Origin of the sequence: Phocaeicola plebeius DSM 17135 (genome assembly GCF_000187895.1) — a bacterium.
Lineage (GTDB): Bacteria > Bacteroidota > Bacteroidia > Bacteroidales > Bacteroidaceae > Phocaeicola > Phocaeicola plebeius.
The window spans coordinates 123,431-145,642 of record NZ_DS990127.1; the positions used below are offsets into that span (position 1 = coordinate 123,431).

Below are 22,212 nucleotides of genomic sequence, written 5' to 3' on the forward strand. Positions count from 1 at the left end.
TCTCTTGAAAGAGGGAATCGGACTTTTTTGATGGGCTTTATTCCGCTTTCAGGCATTCCATATATTCTTCGTAACTGATGAACCGGCCACCCATTGACTTGAGGTGAGGCGTTTCAAACTGACAGTCGATGAGGGTACCTCCGTGCGCATGGAGCAGTTGGGCCAGTCGAATCAGGGCAAGCTTGGAAGCGCTGGGTACGAGCGAGAACATGCTTTCGCCGAAGAAACACGTACCCAAAGTTACTCCATACAGACCTCCGACCAGCTTATCGCCTTCCCATACTTCTACGCTGGCGGCCAAGTTTTGTTCGTACATGCGGATGTAAGCTTCAATCATTTCTTCTCCCAACCAAGCTCCTTCTTGTTCGATGCGGAGCTTGGAACAATTCCGTATCACCTGTTCAAATGCATGGTTGAAAGTTACCTTGTATTTATCTTTATTCATCAGTGTGCGCATGGAATGGGAGATATGAATCTCTTCCGGAAAGATGACGAAACGCTGCAACGGGCACCACCATTGGATAATTTTCTCGCGGAAGGCATACCAGGGAAAGATACCGTTGGAGTAGGCCAGGATAAGGCGGTCGACGGACAAGTCGCCTCCAATGGCCAGCAGGCCGTCAGGGTCTCCCCAGTGCGGGTCCGGAAAAGCCAGTCTTTTTGTCAATTGGAAAACCATGTCATCGAAATTATTTGAGAATACTCAGTTGATTGTTTTCGGCCGTTACCGTGATGTTGCCTCCCTGCTTTAGCGAGCCGAACAGAATCTCACGCATGAGCAGCGGCTTCAGGTGGGCGGCGATGGCACGGTCCATTTCGCGGGCTCCGTATTCCGGTTTGAAACCCTCTTTCAGCAGCCATTCATGTGCTTCAGGTGTCAGGTGCAAGCAGACGTGACGGCGAGCCAGCTTTTCATCCAGTTGGCGCAACTTTTTGTCGAGCACTTGCGTAGCCATTTCCCGACTCATGTCATGGAATACGACGGAAGCCGACAAACGGTTGAGGAATTCCGGCTTAAATGTTTTCTTTACCTGGCGAAGCATAGCCTGTCCGGTACTTACTTGGCTGTTGAAACCAATGGAAGCCTGATGTGCATACTGAGCACCGGCGTTGGAAGTCATGATAAGAATCAGGTGTCGGCAGTCCGATTTCCGTCCTTTGTTGTCTGTCAGCACTGCATAGTCCATCACCTGCAACAGGATGTTGAAAATGTCGGGATGAGCCTTTTCGATTTCATCCAGTAGCAGCACACAGTTGGGTGTTTTCCGGATGGCATCTGTCAGTAAGCCACCATCCTCGTATCCGATGTAACCAGCCGGAGAACCGATAAGTTTGGCGATGGTATGCTTTTCCATGTATTCACTCATGTCGAAGCGTATCAGTGAGATACCTAATTCCGAGGCTAATACTTTGGCTACTTCAGTTTTTCCCACTCCCGTAGGACCGACAAACAACAGACTGGCCAGCGGCTTGTTCTCGTCCAGCAATCCGGCTTTGGCCATTTGTACCGCCTCCACTACCTGACGAATGGCTTCGTCTTGTCCGTAAATCTGTCCGGATATGCGTTCGTACAATGCTTCCAGTGAAGCGTTGTCTTCCTCCTTGAGTGCATTAGCATCAATCTTGCAGGTACGTGAAAGTACTTCGGTAACCAGCTTTCTGTCCACCGTCTTTGTGCCGTCTGTAGCCGGGTGAATTTCGCGGTAAGCACCGGCCTCATCAATCAGGTCGATTGCCTTGTCAGGCAGGAAGCGGTCGCTGATGTAGCGGGCACTGGCCTTTACAGCATACTCAATTACTCCCGGTTCATAGGTCACGTGGTGATACTCCTCATATTTTTCCTTCAATCCTTCTATGATACGGATAGCCTCATCGATGCTGGGCTCCTGAATGTCGATTTGCTGGAAACGGCGTACCATTCCTTTGCTGCGTGAGAAATAACGGTTGTATTCCTCATAAGTGGTAGAACCGATGAAACGGATGTCTCCCTGTTCCAAGTAAGGTTTCAGCATGTTGGAGGCATCCATCGACCCATCGCCGATTTGTCCGGCTCCGATAAGATTGTGTATCTCGTCAATATAGAGAATGGCTTTCTTCTCTGCGCTGAGGCTTTTCATTACACTTTTCAACCGCTGTTCGAAGTCGCCCCGATATTGTGTACCGGCCAGCATACTACCCAAATCCAGTTCGTAAATGCGGCTTCCTTTCAGACGCTCGGGCACCTCTCCAGCTTCAATGCGGGCTGCCAGTCCGTAAGCCAAGGCTGTTTTTCCCACTCCTGGTTCACCGATGTGCAGCGGGTTGTTTTTGTCTTTCCGGCACAGCACTTCGATGGTACGTTCCAGTTCCATTTCTCGTCCTATCAGCGGATTGTGATTTTCCAGCTGTTCGTTCAGGCAGGTGATGAAATTTTTGGAAATACCATGAGGTTCGTCCGAATCATTCTCATCCAGACTAAGGTCGTCTCCATAAATGACCACCAGTTGGCTGATGAAATCCGGAATCCGTTCCTTCAGGTGTTTTTTCAGGAAGTAGCAAGCCCAGGATTCCGGCAACAGTAGCATGGCCTGTACTACGTGAGGAATGTCCAGCACTTCGGCATTGGATGATTCCACGAAGGCATACGCATTCTGAAACAGCAGGTTTGATTGTACGGAAAACTGTAGTTCATAGTTGGTATCTTCCGGCACCTGTTCCATTTTCTGTGCCAAATATTCGTCCACTTCCTCTTCCATCACCGGGATGTGACAGAAACATTCTTCTACGGCCTCCACAAAAGGGTCCTGGTTAAAGAGTGCGCTGAGAATATGCTCCGGAGTAATGAATTCATGGCGATAACGGAACGCCAGTCCCTGAGCAAACGACAGCGCTTTGTCTACATATACAGATTTTTCGATGTGACTCATTGATTGTTTACTGTTTAATTATCTTCGGGTTCTACGGTCAGTCGCAGAGGAAATCCTTCCTCACGTGCCATCTGGGTGGCTTTCTGTGCTTTGGACTGTGCCACGTCGTAAGAATAGACGCCTGCCGTGGCCGATTGCTGCTGGTGTACTTTCAGCATCAGTGCCTCGGCTTCCTCCTGCGATTTGAAAAACACGATTTTTAGGACCTTCACCACGAAATCCATGGTGGTGAAGTCGTCGTTGTGGAGTATCACCTTATAATGTTTGGGTTCGTGCAGCTCCACACGCTTTTTTTCTTTGCATAACGATTGTTCTTTTTCCATTTGTCTACTTTGATATAGCGATTCAGACTCGCATCAACGTGCCGTGTTCAGCGTAAATTCCTTCTGGTCGTACATTTGTCCACGGGTATCGGTCACAGCCAGTCGGAAAGTCACAGTACCCGTTTTGATACGTTTTCCAGCAGTGACGGTAGCCGTATACTTTACCCCGTTTCCCGGCAAAATCTGTTCCACCAGAATGGAAGGGGAGATATGCAGATGTTTCATTCCGCTGATTTCTGCCACGCTGGGAATCACGTTGTAGGCAATTTCATTTCCTTCATTCATGATTTCGAAGATGATTTTGCTACTTTCTCCCGAGCTGATGACATGGTCGCGGTCGTTATCAATGAAACGGATGTTTCGGATGTATAAAGAGGAGAGGGCAGACTGTGTATAGTCCGGCTCGGCGTACACCTGTTCCACCGGATAGTTTGCCCTGTTTTCTTCACGCGATTTAGGCGCTGTCAGCGCACCCCCAATAGCAGCTCCGGCCAGTGTGCCGACAATGCTTCCAATGGCAGAACCCCTGTAGCTTCCTCTCCAGCCATGACGGGAGTCGCCCACCAGTCCGCCGATGGCACCTCCCACACTATTGCCGATGGCGGCACCGCCTACAATGGCACCGGTACGTTCCGGTTGCGTAGTTCCGCATCCGCTACTCAGTAGGGACACAATTAAAAATAAAATTGCGACTTTTTTCATGGATGTTTTTTGATAAAAGTTTTATTTGCGGTATTTAGCTTTAATAGCTGGAAGTTCCTTCTGTATGTCACTGATACGGCGTGCATCACTGGGGTGCGTGCTCATGAACTCGGGAACCTTGCCGCCTGAACTGGCCGACATTTTCTGCCAGAAAGTCACGGCCTTGTCGGGGTTGTAGCCCGCCATGGTCATCAGAACCAGTCCCATGTAGTCTGCTTCCGTCTCGTGCTTGCGTGAGAAAGGAAGGGTTACTCCGTATTGCGCTCCCACACCGTACACCGTGCTGGCGATGGCTTGTACCATCTCGCTCTTTTGTGAGAGGCTTTCTCCCAGTAGTTGTGCTCCGTATTGAGTAAGCATCTGTTGGCTGATGCGCTCGTTGCTGTGCTTGGCTACGGCATGTGCTACTTCATGCCCTAATACCACGGCCAGTTCATCGTCCGACGATACCAACTTCATCAGTCCTTCGTATACCACAATTTTTCCACCGGGCATACAGAATGCGTTGACTTCGTCACTCTTTACCAGATTGAATTCCCAGGAGAATTCCTTGATTTCATCAGAAAGTCCGTTGCTGCGCAGGTATTGTTCTGTGGCTGCGGCAATGTTCTTTCCTACTCGTACCACCATGGCCGTTTGGGTGGCATTGGTTGATTTCTGGGCACTTTTTATGTAGTCATTGTACTGGGTCAGGCTGGAAGAAAGCACTTCCTGGTCTGAAACCAGTAATAACTGTTTACGTCCGGTGAGCGGTACCGAACTGCATCCTGCCAGCATCAGCAAGGAAAGGACATACACACTTAGTTCTTTTTTCATAACGGTTTCGTTAGTTATTGTACAAACATAGCAAAAAAATGATTATGTTTGTGGCAATAAACTGTAAAAAAGAGATGAAAAAGGAACTTTTTATAGCATGTTCTCTATGCGGGACCATGCTGGTGAATGCTGAGAATATAGAGGTCACTTCGTTTAAATACGCAGGACCGTATGCGTTGATGCAACCTTATCAGGTTGATAGTGTGGATGTTAATTCCAAATTGTGGAAGGCAGAGTCGCTACTGGATACGCCGGTGTCGTTTTCTTTGCTCGAAGGAGCAGAAGTAAAGCAGGCGAGTCAATTATCTCCCTCGTCGGGCTATGCTCTTCACCTTATGGGGTTTGTGTTGGAGAATACACACTATGGAGAAGTATCGCTGAAGGTGGAAGGGGCTGAACATTATCAGGTGTATGTGGATGGAAAGCGCGTGGAAGATGCGTCGCTATCGCTGGATCCGGCCACGCATCAGGTGGTCATCAAGTATCTTTCCATGCCGGGTGAAAAGAACGTGCCGAAGGTGAGTCTGGATGCCAAGCAGGATGGAGTGTTTACCTTGCGTACCGAGCAGGGACGTCTGTTTACACTGGCCGATGTGCTGCACGGTACTCGCTTTACGGGCACTGAATTATCAGCCGACGGAAAATACCTGATTACGTCGTATACTGTCACAAAGGAAGGTGGGGAAACGATTTCGCAGACCAAGGTAAAGGAACTGAAGACTGGAAAAATATTGGCAACCCGTGGGGAAACCCTGCACTGGATGCCGCGTTCCGTAAAATATTACTATGTACGTCAGGGTGTATCCGGCCGGGAGCTGGTAACGGTAGACCCTGTATCCGGACGCGAGGAAGTGTGGGTGAGCCATCTTCCGGAAGGCAACTTTCAGGTAGCACCTACAGAGGATTATCTGCTGTTTACTCTTGTACAGAAGGGACCGGAAGAGAAGAAGGAAATCTATGAATTCATTGACCCGGACGACCGTCAGCCGGGATGGCGCAACCGTACGTACCTGGCCCGTTTTGATGTGAAGACTGGCGTGTGTCAGCCTTTGACCTTCGGTTACAAGAATGTATGGGCTACGGACATCTCTTCCGACGGACGCTTTATCCTAATGATGGCTTCCAACCACCGTATGGGAAAACGCCCGACCACTCTGTTCTCTGTGTACAAGATGGATGTGCAGACCTTACAGGTGGAAGAATTGGTGAAAGATGACGGTTTCCTGACCAATGCGCAGTTCTCACCCGACGGCCGCCAGGTATTGCTGGCCGGTACACCGGAGTATCTGGGTGGCATCGGCAAGAACGTGAAGGAAGGACAGACCCCGAGCATGATTGACAATCAGCTTTACCTGATGGACTTACAGAGCAAGCAGATTGAACCGCTGACCCGGACATTCAATCCGAATGTGATGCAGACGGTATGGTCGGCTGTAGACAATTGTGTGTACTTCACCGCCGAAGACCGTGACAGCATCGCGCTGTTCCGCCTGAATCCGGCAAAGAAACATTTTGAAAAGGTGAATGTGCCCGAAGAAATGGTATTGGGATTCTCTGTGGCTGAAAAAGCCTCCTCATTATCGTTCTACGGAGAAAGCGCTTCCAATTCTCACCGTTTGTATGTGGTCGATTTGAAGAAGGATGCCTCCAAACTGGAAGAAGATTTGAATGGGGAATTGAAAGATGTGCTGCTGGGTGAATGCAAGGCCTGGGACTTTGTCAACTCCCGTGGGGATACCATTTGCGGACGCTACTACCTGCCGCCTCATTTTGACCCGAACAAAAAATATCCGATGATTGTCAACTACTACGGTGGATGCAGTCCCACAAGCCGTAATTTTGCCAGCCGTTATCCGCATCATGCGTATGCCGCATTGGGTTATGTGGTGTATGTGGTAGAACCGAGTGGAGCGACCGGTTTCGGTCAGGAATTCTCTGCCCGCCATGTGAATACGTTCGGTGATTATGTGGCCGACGACATCATCGAAGGAACGCGTAAGTTTGTGGAAGCTCATTCCTTTGTTAACGGCAAGAAAATCGGTTGTATCGGTGCTTCCTATGGTGGCTTCATGACTCAGTACCTCCAGACAAAGACCGATTTGTTTGCGGCTGCTATTTCCCATGCCGGTATCAGCGACCACACCAGTTATTGGGGCGAAGGCTACTGGGGCTATTCTTACAGTGAAGTGTCGGCAGCCAATAGTTATCCGTGGAAGAATCCGGAACTCTTTGTCGACCACAGCCCGCTGTTCAATGCCGACAAGATACACACTCCGTTGCTCTTCCTGCATGGAGCGGTAGACACCAATGTGCCGGTGGGCGAAAGTATCCAGATGTTTACGGCCCTGAAACTGTTAGGACGTGAAACGGCATTGGTGGTGGTAGACGGACAAGACCATCACATCAAGGATTATCAGAAACGCATCCAGTGGCAGAACACCATCTTTGCTTGGTTTGCCAAATGGTTGCAGGATGACCCGACCTGGTGGAACACGCTCTATCCTCCTAAAACCTTGTAAATCGGATGAAAATATTACATACCAGTGACTGGCACTTAGGGCAGCAACTGTTTGAATACGACCGCAGCGAGGAACAGCAAGACTTTCTGCGGCAGTTGCGCCACTGGGTAGCCACAGAACAGCCCGACGCGTTGATCGTGTCGGGCGACGTGTTTCATTATTGCACCCCTTCGGCAGCCGCCCAGCGGTTGTACACGGATGCGCTGGTGGAATTTCATGAAACTTGTCCCTCCATGCAGATTATCATCACGGCAGGCAATCACGACAGCAGTTCCAAGCTGGAAATCAACCGGAATCTGTGGAAGTATGCCGGAGTCACCGTGGTGGGGGCTATCCGAAGAGACGAAGCCGGTCAGGTAGACCTGGAACGTCATATTGTGGAAGTAAAGAACAGTTGCGGCGAACTGAAAGGCTATGTGATAGCCCTGCCCCATGTGTATCCGCAAAACTTTCCGGCGTTCGATGAAGAAGTTCCGCATGAAGAGCGGCAATCCCATTTCATCCAAACCTTGCTGAACCGTGTGAAGGAACGCAACCAGGGGAACCTTCCGGTGGTGCTGATGGCCCACCTGGCCCTGATGGGAAGTGACATTACCGGACAGGACGACGGACGCGGCGGCATGGAATACACGGATATCCGTCTGATGGGTGAGGGATACGATTACCTGGCCTTAGGACACATTCATTTTCCGCAAACCTTATCCGGCGGACGGGCCCGTTATTGCGGTTCCCCGCTTCCGGTCAGCTTTGACGAGAGTTACGGGCATTCCGTCAGTCTGGTAGAACTGGCTGCACACGGTGCTATGCCCGAAGTGCGTACCTTGCCGGTGCGGAATACGTGGCCCTTGAAGGTACTGCCTTCGCAGGCCGTGCCGCTGGAAGAGGCATTGGAGGTGTTGCAGGCCATCCCTGATGAGGAAAAAATGTATGTGCAGTTGCACGTCCGTATTCAGGACGTACCTCCGGGCTATTGCATGGAGCGGGCCTACGAACTGACCCGTGGCAAGCAGTGCCGTTTCTGCCGCTACAAATGGGAACGGGAAGTAGTGGAAACGCAGAAGGAGATTACAGAGCTGGACGTAGACCGTTTGCAGACTTTTTCTCCGTCGCAGGTAGCAGCCATCTATTATCAGGACAAGTTTCAGCGGGACATCGCTCCGGAAATGCTCGACATGCTGGAGGAAGCCGTGAAACGGGTACGAAGCCAAGAGGAGGAATAGCACATGAAATTACAGAAACTGATTATTGAAAATATAGCCTCTATCGAGAAGGCGTGCATTGATTTTGAGCACGGGCCGTTGGGCGAGGATTCCATCTTCCTGATTTGCGGACCGACGGGAGCCGGAAAGTCGACGTTGCTGGATGCGGTGTGTCTGGCACTCTATAACACCACTCCGCGCTTGAAGCAGGCGGCCAATGAACGCTACCTGGACGAGAACGACAGCTTTTCCGGCACGGGTGAAGTAAGCATCGACGATTCACGCATGCTGATGCGGCGCGACAGTGTGTCGGCACAAGTGGAGCTGTGGTTTACGGATGCAGCAGGAGATGCCTTGCGGGCCGTGTGGAGCGTGGCAAGGGCGCGCAACAAGGCCGGAGGGAAAATTCAGAAAGTGGTCTGGACACTTTCCTTGCAGGACGGCACTCCGCTCACGAATAAGTCGACCGAAACACGTACGGAGATAGAGCGGCGTATCGGTCTCACCTTTGAGCAGTTCTGCCGGACCACGCTGCTGGCACAGGGAGAGTTTACCAAGTTCCTGAAAAGCAAGGAGGAGGAAAAATCGAATATCCTGGAGAAACTGACGGGTACGGAAATCTACTCGCGCATCAGTCGGGAAATCTACGTGATGAAGACCGAAAAGGAGGCGGAGTTGCAGGAACTGAAGGCGCAGACGGGCGGCATTGTGTTGTTGACTGATGAGGAACTGGCCGCGCTCCAGACGGAACAGCGCCAGGTGACGGAAGAGACCGCCACGCTCCGCACGCAGTTGAAGCAGGAGCAGGACCTTCGGAAATGGATGACCGACGAGCAGAAGTTGGCACATGATCTGGAGGAGACCGGAAAGGCGCTTCAGTCACTGACGGAACGGGTAGAGTCGGAAGATTACAAGCGCAACAAGTCGTTGCTGGATGACTGGGACCGTACGGCTGATGTGCGTTTTCAATGGACAGAACAGGCGGCCTTGCAGCAGCGCATCCGTACGTCGGAAAAAGAACTGGAACAATTGAAAGAGAAGTACTGTTCGCTGAGTACCGGCCTGGGTCAATTGGAGCGTATGCAGGTGCAGTGCCGGGAACAGTGGGCGGCGTGCGAGACCTATCTTACCGGTGTGCAGGAAAAGGTGCCGGTGTACGAATCGTTGCAATCACTTTCAGCTTTATCCGATCAGATTCAGCGCGCGCTCCAGCAGTCGGAAGATTACCGGAAAGAAAAGGCACACAAGGGCGCAATCCATCAGAAAACGCTGGAAGTCCGCCAGGGAGCTACGACATCGTATGAACAGGCCCGAAAGGTAGCGGAAGAAAAGCAGCAGGAGGTGGCAGCGTGCCGCACGCAGTTGGAGGAATTACAAGTCGAGGAACTCCGACAGAAGAAGCAGGAAGCAGACGCCCGACTGGACGGATGGAAGAAATTGCGGGAGGCACTTTCTGTCCGTGCAGAAAAGGAACAGGCCTGGCTGGATGTGCAGAAGAATCGGAAAACTTTGCAGGACGATTGCCGACAACAGCAACAGACGGTAGCGCAACTGAAAGCGCAGGCTGAGGTCTGTCGTAAGGAAAAGGAAGAAGTGCAGCAGGTGTACGACAAGCAGCGGATGTCGTGCGAGGACTGGGCACGCGAAGCCCGCGCACGTCTGTCAAAAGGTGATGTATGTCCGGTTTGTGGCAAGGAGGTAGGTGATGACTTGAAGAGCGAAGCTCATTTTGTGTCGTTGCTGGAACCGGTCCGTGCGTTGCTGGAAGAAAAGGCACGTCGGGTGGAAGAAGTCTTGACTGCGCTGGCACGAGCGGAAGCGGAGGTTCGCTCCCTGATGCGACTGGAAGAAATGGAGGCGAAGAAGGAAACTGCGGCAAAAGAAGCTTATTTTCTGGCGGAAAAGGCCGTGGCAGATATGCCGCTTTATGCCACCGTGAAAGAAGCGGACGAGGTAGTATCTCAGGTAGAGCAAGCCTTGACGGCGCAGCTGGAAGTATGCGACCGGCTGGAAGCGCAGTGGAAACAAGCCGAGGAAGGACAGCAACGCCTGAACCGTCTGACGAAGGAACGGGAGGAACTGACCACTGCCAGCGAGCAATGGCACCGGAAGGTAGAGGAAGCCGACAAAGCCGTGTCACGTTTGGAAACCGAACTGCGTATGCTGGAAGAGGCGCTTTCGCGTGAGGCACTGACCGTCTCCCAGTGTGTGGAGAAAGGGGAGATCTTGATTGTCTTTACGCCTTGGCAGGAAGCTTGGAAGACCGACCGGGAAAACTTCATTACCGCCTTGAAGAAAGAAACCAATCGGTATGTGGAACAGCAGACGAGGAGAGAGCAACTCTCGCACAAGGTAGAGTCGCTGGCTTCTCAGGTGGAGCAGGTGCAGTCCGTCCGTCAGTCCATCTTGTCGGAACTTCCGGCCTGGGGGCAGGCGACGGCAGAAACGATACCCGACGGGCCGTGTCCGGAAGGGCTTCCGGGACAATGGAACGCGCTGAACACTTCCGTACTTTCTGTCTGCCATGCCATAAAGACATCGCAAAAGTTGAGGGAGGAAAAAAGCGCTGGAGTGGAAGCTTTTCTTGTCGGTCATCCTGAGATTTCCCGTGAGTATTTGGAGAAACTGGCCGGACTGGAAGTGGAAAAGGTGAACATGGCACGCCGTACTTTGCAGAAACTGGACAACGACCTGACGAGCCGGCGGGCAGAAATGGAACGGGTCGGTAGGGAACTGGCACAGCATCGGGCACAGCGTCCGTCGGAAACCGAAGGGATGACGCTGGCAACCGTAGAGGAAACCATTTCCCGACTGGAAGAACAGCAGACCGGGAAGTTGGCTCGTTTGGGAGCCATCGCACAGATGCTGGCACATCACGAAGAGTGTCTACAGCGTATCCGGAAAGTGAAGGAACAGATAGAAGTGAAGCAAAAGGAAGTGGACAACTGGGCTGGAGTGGCTGCCTTGTTCGGCAGTGCCGACGGCAAGAAGTTCCGTAACATTGCCCAAAGCTACGTGCTTCGCCAGTTGCTGGCCGGTGCCAATCATTACCTGAGCCGGCTGACTGACCGTTACCGTATGGAGTGTCCGCCGGGGGGACTTACCATTCTGTTGCGCGATGAATACCAGGGCGGGGTGAAACGTCCCACATCCACCATTTCAGGTGGAGAGAGCTTCCTGGTGTCACTGGCCTTGGCATTGGGATTGTCTTCACTCAACCGGAAAAGTCTTTCGGTGGATGTGCTGTTTATCGATGAAGGTTTCGGCACGCTGGACAGTGACTACCTGAATACGGTGATGGAAGCCCTTGAGAAGTTACACCAGATAGGAGGCAAGAAGGTAGGCATCATCAGTCACGTGGAAGCCCTGCGCGAACGCATTGCCACCCAGATTCATGTGGAGCGGGTAAACCATACATTAAGCCGGGTGGAGGTTGTCAATACGATGGGAAATATGTAAATTTGTGGATTTTGTAAATATTTGATTCTTAGTAGATTAAAATTTGACAAAAAACGCCTTTGCGTTTGAACTAAAACGCAAGGACATTTCAGATGAAACGCAAGTACGTTTGAAGTAAAACGCACTTGCGTTTTGTTTCAAACGTACTTACGTTTTTTCAGGTAATAGGGGATAACTTTTTTTTATGACAAAAATCCAGATAGATGTCGTACTTTTGTGTCACGAAACTAAAAACATTATGATTATGTACAAATCTATTCTTCGTCCCTGGTTGTTCCGTATGGATGCCGAGAAAATTCACGGTCAGATTGTTGCTTTACTTCATGTTTATCGTCATTTTCCACCGGTGAAATGTCTTCTTCGTGTATTTTATCGTCCGAAGGCAACTCCGTTTCAATGGCGGAATCTGACTTTTGCCAATCGGGTGGGACTGTCGGCCGGATTCGACAAAGAGGCGAATTGCTTTGACGAGCTGAGTGATTTGGGTTTTGGTTTTCTGGAAGTGGGAACCGTTACTCCGGAAAAGGTTGCAGGAAATCCTTTCCCCCGAATCTTCCGTTTGCCGGAGGATCATGCGCTGGTTTCACGCACGGGCTTCAATAATCCCGGAAAAGAGGTTGTCCTGAAAAATCTGCAGCGGAAACGGGAAGGGAAATACATTCTGGGAGTGAATATCAATACCAATACTCCGACCGATGCGGAGCGGGCCGTGACAGATATTACAGATTTGTACGAGACTTTCAGTGCCTATGCGGATTATTATACGATAAACTGGGGCAGCATGACGCCTGAGATTCTGGCTGACGTGCTGACGGCACTCGAGAGCTACAAGCAGCGTTTCCACAGACCGGTCTTCCTGAAGTTGCCTGCCGATGTGCCGGCGGAGAAACTGGATACGGTGATTGAATTTGCAAAGGTGCATCATATTGACGGCTTCATTGCTACGGGACCTACACAGGACCGTTCGCTTCTGATTCATTCCGCACAGACTGAAGTGGAACGGGTAGGAGCCGGAGGCATCAGCGGACTTCCGGTCATTCACAAGTCTTTGGAGGTGATGAAGCATTTGTCGGCACATGCTCCCAAGGATATGTTGCTGATTGGTGCGGGAGGTGTGATGACACCGTTTGAGGCAAAGGCAATGCGGAATGCGGGAGCTCACCTCGTACAGGTGTATTCCGCTTTCATCTATGAAGGTCCTGGTGTGGTAAAGCGTATTGCCGAGAAAATATGAGCAGTGGCGTACATGTTATATAAATGATGGTGGCCGACCTGTAAGATATAATCTTATGGGTCGGCTTTAATTTTATAGGGAGGTTTCAGGGTTGTCTTCAAATTCTTTGTGATTTTTGGGTAGGAATCGCATGTTATATGTCTGCAAAATTGGGCTGGGTGTCATATTTATTACACCTGAATTTGAAATAATATCTTTTTTTTGCAAAAAAGTATATTATATGATGCTATCCAAACGACAAAAAATGATAACGGCTCTCATTGCAGGAGTGGTGGCAGGCGGTGGACTGTACTTCCTTTACCTCTTGAGAGCACATACGTATCTCACCGACGAGCCTTCGGCTTGTGTGAATTGCCACATCATGTCACCTTATTATGCCACTTGGATGCACAGCTCTCATTCGCGAAATGCGACGTGTAACGACTGCCATGTGCCACATGAGAATTTTGTGAAGAAGTGGACGTTCAAAGGGATGGACGGCGTGAAGCACGTGGCTGCTTTTCTAACCAGTTCGGAGCCTCAGGTCATTCAGGCACATCCGGCCAGTTCACAGGTCATCATGAACAATTGTATCCGCTGTCATGAACAGTTGAATACGGAACTGGTAAAGACCGGCCGCATAGACTATATGATGTCGGAAGTGGGAAAGGGTAAAGCCTGCTGGGATTGTCACCGCGATGTGCCCCATGGAGGAAAGAACAGTCTGTCGTCCACACCGGCGGCCATTGTGCCACTGCCGGATTCACCAGTTCCGGAATGGTTGAGAAAGATGAAAGAATAATTTAAAACTCGTATAGTATGATTCATAATTTTAAATCTTGGCAGGGATGGCTGTTGTTTGGTGCATCAATGGCCGTCGTGTTTTGTTTAGGACTTGCCGTGTCTGCGTTGTCAGAACGCAGGGCCGAAGTGGCAAGCATATTTAATAACCGGAAGAATCCGATGAAAGGGATTGTGGCTCAGAATGAGAAATTCCAGGGAGATTTCCCGAGAGAATATCAGACTTGGACTGAAACTGCCCGCACAGATTTTGAAAGTGAATTCAACGGAAATGTGCAGGTGGATGTGCTGGCACAGCGGCCGGAGATGGTGATTCTTTGGGCAGGCTATGCTTTTTCAAAAGACTATGCCACTCCTCGTGGCCACATGCATGCCATTGAAGACATTCGTGCCACGTTGCGAACAGGAGCACCTCAGGGTGAAAAAGACGGCCCTCAGCCCTCTACTTGCTGGACCTGCAAGAGTCCTGATGTGCCGCGTATGATGCAGGAGATAGGGGTAGATTCATTCTACAATAACAAGTGGGCTGCTTTCGGCAATGAGATTGTGAATCCGATAGGCTGTTCAGATTGTCATGATTCAGAAACAATGGATTTGCATATCAGCCGTCCGGCCCTGATTGAAGCTTTTGCCCGTCAGGGAAAAGACATCACAAAAGCCACTCCTCAGGAGATGCGCTCGCTGGTGTGTGCACAGTGTCATGTGGAATATTACTTTAAAGGAGACGGCAAGTACCTCACTTTCCCATGGGACAAGGGCATGACGGTAGAGGCCATCGAGCAATATTACGATGAAGCCGGCTTTTCTGACTATACGCATGCTTTGAGCCGCACACCGATTCTCAAGGCACAGCATCCTGACTATGAAATTTCGCAGATGGGCATTCACGGACAGAGAGGAGTATCGTGTGCCGATTGTCACATGCCGTATAAGAGTGAGGGAGGAATGAAATTCAGTGACCATCACATCCAGAGTCCGCTTGCCATGATAGACCGTACGTGTCAGGTGTGTCATCGTGAAAGTGAAGAAACATTGCGCAATAACGTGTATGAACGTCAGCGTAAGGCTAATGAAATCAGAACCCGTCTAGAAAAGGAACTGGCTTCGGCACATATCGAAGCTAAATTTGCCTGGGATAAGGGAGCGACAGAGAATGAAATGCAACCGGTATTGAAACTGCTGCGTGAAGCTCAGTGGCGCTGGGATTTTGGAGTAGCCTCTCATGGAGCTGCTTTCCATGCACCTCAGGAAATTCAGCGAATCCTGTCGCATGGACTGGACAGAGCACTGCAGGCCCGTCTTTCTCTTGTCCGTATTCTGGCTAAGCACGGTTGCACGGAGAGTGTGCCGATGCCGGATATTTCTACCAAGGAGAAGGCGCAGAAGTTTATAGGCCTGGACATCCCGGCTGAAAAAGCTGCTAAAGAACGTTTCTTGAATGAAACGGTTCCGAACTGGTTGAAAGAAGCAAAACTGAGGGAACGTATCATTTAAGTGTTATGTGGAAAAATACTTGGGGGATAAAAGAAGGAATAATGACCTGTGCGGGATTGTTCGTCATAGGTCTTATTCTTCATTTGATGACGGGTGGAGTAGACTGGAACAGCTTTTCCTGGCCGTTGAATTTGTATGTGGCAGTGGCTTACCTGGTGGGGCTGGTAGTATTGTATTCTTTGCGGAAAAAGCTTTATTTCGTGCGCTGGGCCATGTCGTACAAAGCGGCGATTCCTTCGCTGGCAGCTGTGTCGGTCCTTACATTCTGTATGGGTATGATTAAGCAGGTTCCGGGACATGTACCTGCCGAGGGTATTTCCATGTTTAACCGCATGATTTCATGGTGGCCTTTCGTGTTGGAGTATTTTTGGATGACGTCCATCGTAGGACTGGTATCGCTCACGCACCTGTTTTCATTCCGGTTTCAGAAGATACCGTTTCTGCTGAATCATCTTGGGTTATTCGTGGCGTTGGTATCTGCCACATTGGGTAGTGCCGATATGAAACGGTTGACGATGAATACACGTGTGGGGCAGACTGAATGGCGTGCTACGGACACGAACGGGCAGTTAATCGAGTTACCACTGGCCATCGAACTCAAGAATTTCAGTATAGAAGAATATCCTCCCAAGCTGATGCTGATAGACAATGCTACCGGAAGAGCTTTGCCAGACAACACACCTGCCCATCTGTTATTGGAAGAGGACGTCAGTCAGGGTATGTTGTCCGGGTGGAATATTGAGGTACGTAACAAGATAGATATGGCTGCCTCCGTGTCAGGGGAAGATACGGTGAGGTACGTGGAATGGCCGAGCATGGGAGCTACGTGTGCCGTCCATGTCAGGGCTACTTCTGCTGATGGGAAGCAGATGGCAGACGGCTGGGTAAGCTGCGGAAGTTTTCTGTTCCCGTATCAGGCGCTCCGGCTTGATAGTGTCTGCAGCCTGGTGATGCCCGACAGAGAGCCACGGCGCTTCTCGTCTGAGGTGACAATTTATACAGAGACAGGAAAAAAACTTGAGCAGACAATTGAAGTCAATAAGCCGGCGAAAGTGGAAGGCTGGAAAATCTATCAGTTAAGCTACGATGAGAGCAAAGGCCGCTGGAGTGATGTCAGTGTGTTTGAACTGGTGTCAGACCCATGGCTTCCGGTAGTTTATGTGGGAATTGTAATGATGATGTTGGGGGCTGTATGCATGTTCGTAACGGCCCAGAAGAATAATAAGTGTTGAGAAGAATATGCTGAATTGGGACTGGTTTAGTTATTTTGCCCTGGTGGCTGTGCTGTGCTGGATAGCCGGTGCATGGAGTGCCTTTAAGGGGAGTCGTCTGCGCGCATGTGTGTGTACGGTGTTAGGGCTTGTGGTGTTTGGTACGTTTATCGGCTTGTTGTGGCATTCACTGGAGCGTCCTCCTCTGCGTACGATGGGAGAAACCCGTTTGTGGTATTCGTTCTTTCTGCCTTTTGCCGGACTGATTACTTACATAAGGTGGAAATATAAATGGATATTAGGATTTGGCACATTGCTGTCGGTTGTTTTTATCTGTGTGAATATTCTGAAGCCGGAGATACACAATAAAGCGCTTATGCCTGCCTTGCAAAGTCCTTGGTTTGCTCCTCATGTCATTATTTATATGTTTGCCTATGCCATGCTGGGAGCTTCTGCCGTGATGGCTATTTACCTGCTCTGGGTCAGAAAGAACCGGTGCGACGAGAAGGAAATGGCCTTATGTGATAACCTTGTATATGTCGGATTGTCGTTTATGACACTGGGAATGCTTACCGGTGCCTTATGGGCGAAGGAAGCCTGGGGACATTACTGGGCGTGGGACCCCAAGGAAACTTGGGCGGCTGTGACCTGGTTTTCGTATCTTACTTACATTCACATGCGAATGGGGTTACAGCAGAAGCGCCGGTTGTCATTGTCGGTCTTGCTGATTTCTTTTGTTTTTTTACAGATGTGCTGGTGGGGCATTAATTACCTGCCCTCCGCACAAGGGAGCAGTATTCACACCTATAATATGAACTGATAAAAACGCTGAGAGTATGAGAAAAAGAATTTTGTCTGCATGGGCGGTGGCTTGGCTTCTTGGGCAGGTGTCCTTGGTCCATGCTCAGGAGAATGAAGAAAGTCATTTTTGGGCCTCAGCCCAGATTCGTACAAGAGGAGAATACCGGAATGGCGCGCTGTCTCCCCGCGGTGAGGGCGATAAACCTGCGGGGTTTATCAATGAACGTGCCCGACTGACGTTGGGATATGAACGCAAGAAGTTGTCGTTGAAGTTCTCGGCACAGCATGTCGGTGTGTGGGGGCAGGATGCGCTGGTTGACAAAAACGGGCGTTTTATATTGAACGAGGCTTGGGCTGCATTCCATCTGAATGACTCGTGGTTCATGCAGCTGGGAAGGCAGTCGCTGGTGTATGATGATGAGCGCATTTTGGGAGGACTGGACTGGAACGTGGCAGGGCGCTATCATGATGCCCTGAAAATAGGCTACAGACATGGAGGGCATCAGCTGGATGGTATCTTTGCTTTCAACCAGAATGACGAGACCCTGATAGGCGGAACATATTATGACAGCAGCAAGACCAAACTTTATAAAAATATGCAGTCCTTGTGGTATCATTATGATTTCGCATATGCACCTGTGAAACTTTCTGTGCTGGTCATGAATCTGGGTCAGGAAGGAGGTGATGCCGAAACCCGAGAGTCGGATACACAATATATGCAGACGGTGGGCACGTACGTACAATTCACCCCGGCCTCATGGAATCTGTCAGGATCTTTCTATTATCAGACAGGAAAGAATGTATCCGCACGCAAGGTTTCTGCTTTCATGGGAAGTGTGCGGGCTTCGTATTCTATCAATGACAGTTGGACGGTCAATGTGGGAACTGATTACCTGAGTGGTAGTAAGAAGTCCGATGCCACTTACCGGGCTTTTAATCCGCTGTATGGCACCCATCATAAATTTTACGGAGCAATGGATTATTTTTATGCGTCCGATTTTGTGAACGGCTATGCACCGGGACTTTCTGACACGCAGATAGGAGTAGGTTATAAGGTATCTTCTTCAGTATCGATGGGACTGAATTATCATTATTTCGCCACAGGCGTGAAGCTGGAGAGTCTGAACCGTACCTTAGGGTCTGAACTGGATTATCAGCTGGACTGGAAAATCATGAAAGATGTCAGCCTTTCGGTGGGTTACTCGCTGATGAGAGGAACCTCGACAATGGATGTCGTGAAAGGAGGAAATCACAAAAGCTGGCAAGACTGGGGATGGGTGTCTTTGAACGTCAATCCGACTCTTTTCAAAAAATGATAATTACGTGCGCAATAAAGAAGGACAAGGGCTGTTCCACATTGAAGGAGCGGTCCTTGTTCTTTATATAATGCCTTTTATGGCTTTTCGGTTCAGTTCGATGTAATTGCCTTCTTTCCTTTTGAGAATGCCTTCTTTTTCCATCTTATTGAATTCGGTAGACAGGGCCGGACGTGTCACGTTAATGTATTCGGCCAGTTGCGTAAGGGTATGCGTCAGTCTCACGGTAGAAGTGTCTTTATCCAGCCGTTTCAGTAAATAGACCAGGATTCTTTCGCGAATGGTTTTTCGTGACAGCACGTCCAGTCGCATGGTGGTACACACGTTGCAGTTGCCTGATACGCAGAGAAAACTTTTCAGCATATCCGGATATTTGCTGATAAGATGGAAAGTGGAGTCTTTGGTGGCAGTCAGGAGGATAGATTTTTCCAGCGTGCGGAATGTGGCGGGGAAACGGTTGTCTTTCTTGAACAGATGAGGGGTGGCGAAAGCCCTGGGCGACTCAATGTGTTCGATTAAGACTTCATTGCCGTTGGCATCGATGATGTTCACCTCCAAGGTTCCTTCAAGCAATACATACAGATTACAGCATATATCTCCTTGTTCCAGAATAACCGTATTCTCGTTGATTTCCTGAAGACGGAAGTCAAGTCTTTTTAGAATCTCACTTTTCAGGTAATCCGGCAGTTCCTTAAAGAGTGGAATAGAAAAAAGTTTTTCCTTGTAATAATCGTTGAATGGTATGCTTTTCATTATCTGTCTTTCTGCATTTTCTTTTGCAAAAATATGTTTTTTGTTTATTACTTTCAATAGAAAGGCAGGATTAATCTGTTTTTGTGGGAATGTTAATTAATCCCCTTGTCATAAATCTTACATGCAGATTGGCTGGCAAGCCGTATTTTTGTGAAACAAATAAAAAGGAAAAATCTGAATAAAAGGAATTACAGATGAGAAAAGCAAGTAGAGAAATGGATAGTCAGTGGGCTTTGGAGGTTATGCGCAAGGCCCCTTACATCACGGTCAGCTTTACCCGGGTCGACGGAAGTGCATACGGGGTGCCGCTTTCACTGGCTTGTACAAGTGATGACGTGTGGTATTTTCATTGTGCTCCTGAAGGGGATAAACTGGATGCCATTGCCGTGCATCCGGAAGTATGTCTTTCGGCGGTTACGAAGTGCCAGCCTACTGTGGGGCCGAAGGACGGCACGTTTACACTTCAATATCGTTCGGCCATCGCTTTTGGCAAGGCGGAACGGGTGACGGATACGGAAGAAAAAATTGAAGCGCTTCGGGTCATCAGTCAGCGTTTCCTGCCCAAGCACATGGATGCGTTTGATGAGGCGGTGCAGAGAAGCCTTCATCGTACGGAGGTGGTACGGATTACTTTATTAAGCCCTCCCACCGGCAAGCGTAAGCAATATGACAAGAATGGAGATGAAATGAAATACGGCAGGATGGAATGACCTTGCCGCAGGCTATATCGTAAAATGTAAAGGATGATGGAATTGTTTGATGTGTATTCGGTTTTTCCCGTGAATATCGTAAGGGGAAAAGGTTGTGAGGTATATGACGAGAAGGGGCAGGCCTATCTTGATTTGTATGGCGGACATGCCGTGATTTCGGTGGGACATTCGCATCCGTATCTGGTGAAGTGCATGAGTGAGCAGCTGCAACAGCTGATGTTTTATTCGAATTCTGTCATAAATAAGTTGCAGGAAAGACTGGCTAATGAGCTGGGTGAGCTGTCGGGGTATCCTGATTATCGGGCGTTCTTTGTCAACTCGGGAGCAGAAGCCAACGAAAATGCCCTGAAACTGGCTTCGTTTCATACGGGGAAAAAACGGGTAGTGGCTTTCAGAAACTCTTTTCATGGGCGTACGTCGGCGGCTGTGGAAGTGACGGACAATCCTGCCCTTCATGCACCGATTAATACGAATCATAACGTGTATTTTGCAGACTTGGATATAAAGGAAGTGGAAACGGAGTTGGCCAAGGGGGATGTGTGTGCCGTAATTCTAGAAGGAATTTCAGGAGTAGGGGGAATCCAGGTCCCCGATGAGGACTTTCTGCGGCAATTGAGGGAACTGACGAGACGTTATGGGGTGGTATTGGTTCTTGATGAAATACAGTCGGGCTATGGTCGTACGGGGAAGTTCTTTGCTCACCAATGGGCTGGCATCAAGCCGGACCTTATCACTGTGGCCAAGGGTATAGCTAACGGATTTCCTTTTTCGGGAGTCTTGATTAGTCCGATGTTTGCCGCCCGAAAAGGAATGCTCGGTACGACGTTTGGTGGCAATCATTTGGGATGCGCCGCAGCCTTGGCTGTGCTGAAAATTATCCGCGAGGAGAAACTGATAGAGAATGCTCTTCATACGGGAGCGTATCTGATGCAGCGGTTGCAGGAGCTGGACTCTCCGCTTATAAAAGAAATCCGGGGACGTGGGCTGATGGTGGGGGTGGAACTGACCGTGCCGGTGAAAGGGGTACGCGAACCCCTGCTGTTTGAGGAACGGATTTTTACCGGCTATTCCGGGCTGTATACATTAAGAATACTTCCTCCGCTGGTACTTTCAAAGAAAGAAGTGGATATATTTGTAGGGAGTTTGAAGAAAGTGCTGGATGGATATTATGAAAATAGCAGATAAGCTTTATAAAGTTTTCGTTGTTGCGGGTAGCGAACCTTTAGGAACAGCGGGGATTCAGGCCGATATGAAAGCCATCGTGGCTTGTGGAGGGTATGCGGCAGGAGCAGTGACATGTATTGTAGATGAGGATACAACTCATGTAAAAGGAGTACACTTGATACCGGCAGATATGATTGCAGGACAAATCCGTTCTTTCCTTGGAGATGTAGGGGCAGATTGCATAAAAACCGGTATGTTGTATTCTAAAAATATCATTAGGCTTGTTGCAGGCATATTAGATGAATATAGCTCGATTCCAGTTGTCGTTGATCCGGTCATGGTTACTTCTTCGGGTGATAAATTGCTGGAAGAAGATGCGGTGCAAGCCTATAAAGATTACCTATTCCCTCGTGCTTCTATTCTAACACCGAATAAGAAAGAGGCTGAGTGGTTGTGTGGAAAGGAGTTGAATGAGGGTAATATAGAGGAATGTTTGAAGGATTTGAGCCGTTGGGGAAATAGTGTAGTTATAAAGTCGGTGGAGAATCGTGATTTCTTTATCGATTATTATTATAATCCGGTGGAAAAGGTGATGAAGGTTTACAAGAAGGAAGGAATTCGAACCCGAAATGTAAATGGAACTGGAGATAGTTTTGCTTCTGCAATAGCGACTTTCTTAAGTAAAGGTTATGGAATTGAGTTTGCTGTTGCTGAAGCAGAAAGGTTTATTCAGCAGTCCATTGAGTTAGGAGCCCGCTTTAAGTTTGGAAGAGGATTCGGTCCTGTATATCCTTATTATGAAGTACAAGAATAAATGTGTAACAA

The 22,212-nt window shown here is 49.4% G+C and carries 18 protein-coding genes; 12 read left to right on the plus strand and 6 right to left on the minus strand.

All coding sequences use genetic code 11. From position 1 onward, the window contains the following. Window positions 1–37: 37 nt before the first annotated feature. Genes aat through BACPLE_RS07475 form a run of 5 tightly spaced genes read right to left on the minus strand, consistent with a single transcriptional unit; the run spans window position 38 to window position 4,747 of the window. Window positions 38–679, minus strand: coding sequence for a leucyl/phenylalanyl-tRNA--protein transferase (aat, locus tag BACPLE_RS07455; RefSeq protein WP_040312638.1), 642 nt, complete (start codon window positions 677–679; stop codon window positions 38–40). 10 nt (window positions 680–689) lie between these two features. Continuing rightward, on the minus strand, window positions 690–2,906 hold the full coding sequence (locus tag BACPLE_RS07460) for an AAA family ATPase (RefSeq protein WP_007560442.1): 2,217 nt from the start codon (window positions 2,904–2,906) through the stop codon (window positions 690–692). A gap of 14 nt (window positions 2,907–2,920) precedes the next feature. Continuing rightward, on the minus strand, window positions 2,921–3,229 hold the full coding sequence (locus tag BACPLE_RS07465) for an ATP-dependent Clp protease adaptor ClpS (RefSeq protein WP_007560443.1): 309 nt from the start codon (window positions 3,227–3,229) through the stop codon (window positions 2,921–2,923). 33 nt (window positions 3,230–3,262) lie between these two features. Further along, window positions 3,263–3,931 (minus strand): glycine zipper family protein, encoded by a 669-nt coding sequence (locus BACPLE_RS07470; protein WP_007560444.1) that lies wholly within the window; start codon window positions 3,929–3,931, stop codon window positions 3,263–3,265. Between the two features lie 21 nt (window positions 3,932–3,952). Beyond that, on the minus strand, window positions 3,953–4,747 hold the full coding sequence (locus tag BACPLE_RS07475; protein WP_007560445.1) for a M48 family metallopeptidase: 795 nt from the start codon (window positions 4,745–4,747) through the stop codon (window positions 3,953–3,955). 74 nt (window positions 4,748–4,821) lie between these two features. Between BACPLE_RS07475 and BACPLE_RS07480 the strand changes: the two genes are divergently transcribed. From BACPLE_RS07480 to BACPLE_RS07520, 9 genes are all read left to right on the plus strand, one after another. Next, window positions 4,822–7,266, plus strand: a complete 2,445-nt coding sequence (locus tag BACPLE_RS07480) for a S9 family peptidase (RefSeq protein WP_040312657.1) — start codon at window positions 4,822–4,824, stop codon at window positions 7,264–7,266. A gap of 5 nt (window positions 7,267–7,271) precedes the next feature. After that, the gene (locus BACPLE_RS07485; protein ID WP_007560447.1) at window positions 7,272–8,486 is read left to right on the plus strand and encodes a metallophosphoesterase family protein; all 1,215 of its coding nucleotides are present in this window, start codon (window positions 7,272–7,274) and stop codon (window positions 8,484–8,486) included. A gap of 3 nt (window positions 8,487–8,489) precedes the next feature. Continuing rightward, a complete protein-coding gene (locus BACPLE_RS07490) occupies window positions 8,490–11,924 on the plus strand; it encodes an AAA family ATPase (protein WP_007560448.1) in 3,435 nt (1,144 codons plus the stop codon). A 244-nt stretch (window positions 11,925–12,168) separates the two neighbouring features. Then, window positions 12,169–13,158 carry a quinone-dependent dihydroorotate dehydrogenase gene (locus BACPLE_RS07495; RefSeq protein ID WP_040312658.1) on the plus strand — a complete coding sequence of 330 codons (990 nt, stop codon included), beginning with the start codon at window positions 12,169–12,171 and terminating at the stop codon, window positions 13,156–13,158. Window positions 13,159–13,378: 220 nt separating this feature from the next. Beyond that, complete coding sequence (nrfH, locus tag BACPLE_RS07500) at window positions 13,379–13,939, plus strand: cytochrome c nitrite reductase small subunit (protein WP_040312659.1); 561 nt, start codon at window positions 13,379–13,381, stop codon at window positions 13,937–13,939. A gap of 17 nt (window positions 13,940–13,956) precedes the next feature. Further along, on the plus strand, window positions 13,957–15,432 hold the full coding sequence (nrfA, locus tag BACPLE_RS07505; RefSeq protein WP_007560451.1) for an ammonia-forming cytochrome c nitrite reductase: 1,476 nt from the start codon (window positions 13,957–13,959) through the stop codon (window positions 15,430–15,432). A 5-nt stretch (window positions 15,433–15,437) separates the two neighbouring features. Beyond that, window positions 15,438–16,664 carry a cytochrome c biogenesis protein ResB gene (locus tag BACPLE_RS07510; RefSeq protein ID WP_007560452.1) on the plus strand — a complete coding sequence of 409 codons (1,227 nt, stop codon included), beginning with the start codon at window positions 15,438–15,440 and terminating at the stop codon, window positions 16,662–16,664. Between the two features lie 10 nt (window positions 16,665–16,674). After that, on the plus strand, window positions 16,675–17,463 hold the full coding sequence (locus BACPLE_RS07515) for a cytochrome c biogenesis protein (protein ID WP_040312661.1): 789 nt from the start codon (window positions 16,675–16,677) through the stop codon (window positions 17,461–17,463). Between the two features lie 16 nt (window positions 17,464–17,479). Beyond that, the gene (locus BACPLE_RS07520) at window positions 17,480–18,760 is read left to right on the plus strand and encodes an alginate export family protein (RefSeq protein ID WP_007560454.1); all 1,281 of its coding nucleotides are present in this window, start codon (window positions 17,480–17,482) and stop codon (window positions 18,758–18,760) included. Between the two features lie 63 nt (window positions 18,761–18,823). Here the strand turns inward: BACPLE_RS07520 and BACPLE_RS07525 are convergent, their stop codons facing one another. Then, window positions 18,824–19,513: a Crp/Fnr family transcriptional regulator gene (locus tag BACPLE_RS07525; protein WP_040312642.1), complete on the minus strand. Its 690-nt coding sequence runs from the start codon at window positions 19,511–19,513 to the stop codon at window positions 18,824–18,826. A 194-nt stretch (window positions 19,514–19,707) separates the two neighbouring features. Between BACPLE_RS07525 and BACPLE_RS07530 the strand changes: the two genes are divergently transcribed. The 3 genes from BACPLE_RS07530 to thiD are packed head-to-tail and all read left to right on the plus strand — an operon-like array spanning window position 19,708 to window position 22,201. Next, window positions 19,708–20,223 carry a pyridoxamine 5'-phosphate oxidase family protein gene (locus BACPLE_RS07530; protein WP_007560458.1) on the plus strand — a complete coding sequence of 172 codons (516 nt, stop codon included), beginning with the start codon at window positions 19,708–19,710 and terminating at the stop codon, window positions 20,221–20,223. Between the two features lie 36 nt (window positions 20,224–20,259). Further along, window positions 20,260–21,408, plus strand: a complete 1,149-nt coding sequence (locus BACPLE_RS07535; protein WP_040312663.1) for an aspartate aminotransferase family protein — start codon at window positions 20,260–20,262, stop codon at window positions 21,406–21,408. After that, the gene (gene thiD, locus BACPLE_RS07540) at window positions 21,392–22,201 is read left to right on the plus strand and encodes a bifunctional hydroxymethylpyrimidine kinase/phosphomethylpyrimidine kinase (protein ID WP_040312664.1); all 810 of its coding nucleotides are present in this window, start codon (window positions 21,392–21,394) and stop codon (window positions 22,199–22,201) included. Before BACPLE_RS07535 ends, thiD begins: the two co-directional genes overlap by 17 nt. Window positions 22,202–22,212 lie beyond the last annotated feature (11 nt).

Bases quoted from the DNA above. Each gene is read 5' to 3' on its own strand.
- BACPLE_RS07465 (WP_007560443.1), bottom strand. From the start codon at position 3,229: ATGGAAAAAGAACAATCGTTATGCAAAGAAAAAAAGCGTGTGGAGCTG.
- BACPLE_RS07480 (WP_040312657.1), top strand. From the start codon at position 4,822: ATGAAAAAGGAACTTTTTATAGCATGTTCTCTATGCGGGACCATGCTG.
- BACPLE_RS07490 (WP_007560448.1), top strand. From the start codon at position 8,490: ATGAAATTACAGAAACTGATTATTGAAAATATAGCCTCTATCGAGAAG.
- BACPLE_RS07510 (WP_007560452.1), top strand. From the start codon at position 15,438: ATGTGGAAAAATACTTGGGGGATAAAAGAAGGAATAATGACCTGTGCG.
- BACPLE_RS07520 (WP_007560454.1), top strand. From the start codon at position 17,480: ATGAGAAAAAGAATTTTGTCTGCATGGGCGGTGGCTTGGCTTCTTGGG.
- BACPLE_RS07485 (WP_007560447.1), top strand. From the start codon at position 7,272: ATGAAAATATTACATACCAGTGACTGGCACTTAGGGCAGCAACTGTTT.
- nrfA (WP_007560451.1), top strand. From the start codon at position 13,957: ATGATTCATAATTTTAAATCTTGGCAGGGATGGCTGTTGTTTGGTGCA.
- BACPLE_RS07525 (WP_040312642.1), bottom strand. From the start codon at position 19,513: ATGAAAAGCATACCATTCAACGATTATTACAAGGAAAAACTTTTTTCT.
- nrfH (WP_040312659.1), top strand. From the start codon at position 13,379: ATGATGCTATCCAAACGACAAAAAATGATAACGGCTCTCATTGCAGGA.
- thiD (WP_040312664.1), top strand. From the start codon at position 21,392: ATGAAAATAGCAGATAAGCTTTATAAAGTTTTCGTTGTTGCGGGTAGC.
- aat (WP_040312638.1), bottom strand. From the start codon at position 679: ATGGTTTTCCAATTGACAAAAAGACTGGCTTTTCCGGACCCGCACTGG.
- BACPLE_RS07470 (WP_007560444.1), bottom strand. From the start codon at position 3,931: ATGAAAAAAGTCGCAATTTTATTTTTAATTGTGTCCCTACTGAGTAGC.
- BACPLE_RS07530 (WP_007560458.1), top strand. From the start codon at position 19,708: ATGAGAAAAGCAAGTAGAGAAATGGATAGTCAGTGGGCTTTGGAGGTT.
- BACPLE_RS07535 (WP_040312663.1), top strand. From the start codon at position 20,260: ATGGAATTGTTTGATGTGTATTCGGTTTTTCCCGTGAATATCGTAAGG.
- BACPLE_RS07475 (WP_007560445.1), bottom strand. From the start codon at position 4,747: ATGAAAAAAGAACTAAGTGTGTATGTCCTTTCCTTGCTGATGCTGGCA.
- BACPLE_RS07495 (WP_040312658.1), top strand. From the start codon at position 12,169: ATGTACAAATCTATTCTTCGTCCCTGGTTGTTCCGTATGGATGCCGAG.
- BACPLE_RS07460 (WP_007560442.1), bottom strand. From the start codon at position 2,906: ATGAGTCACATCGAAAAATCTGTATATGTAGACAAAGCGCTGTCGTTT.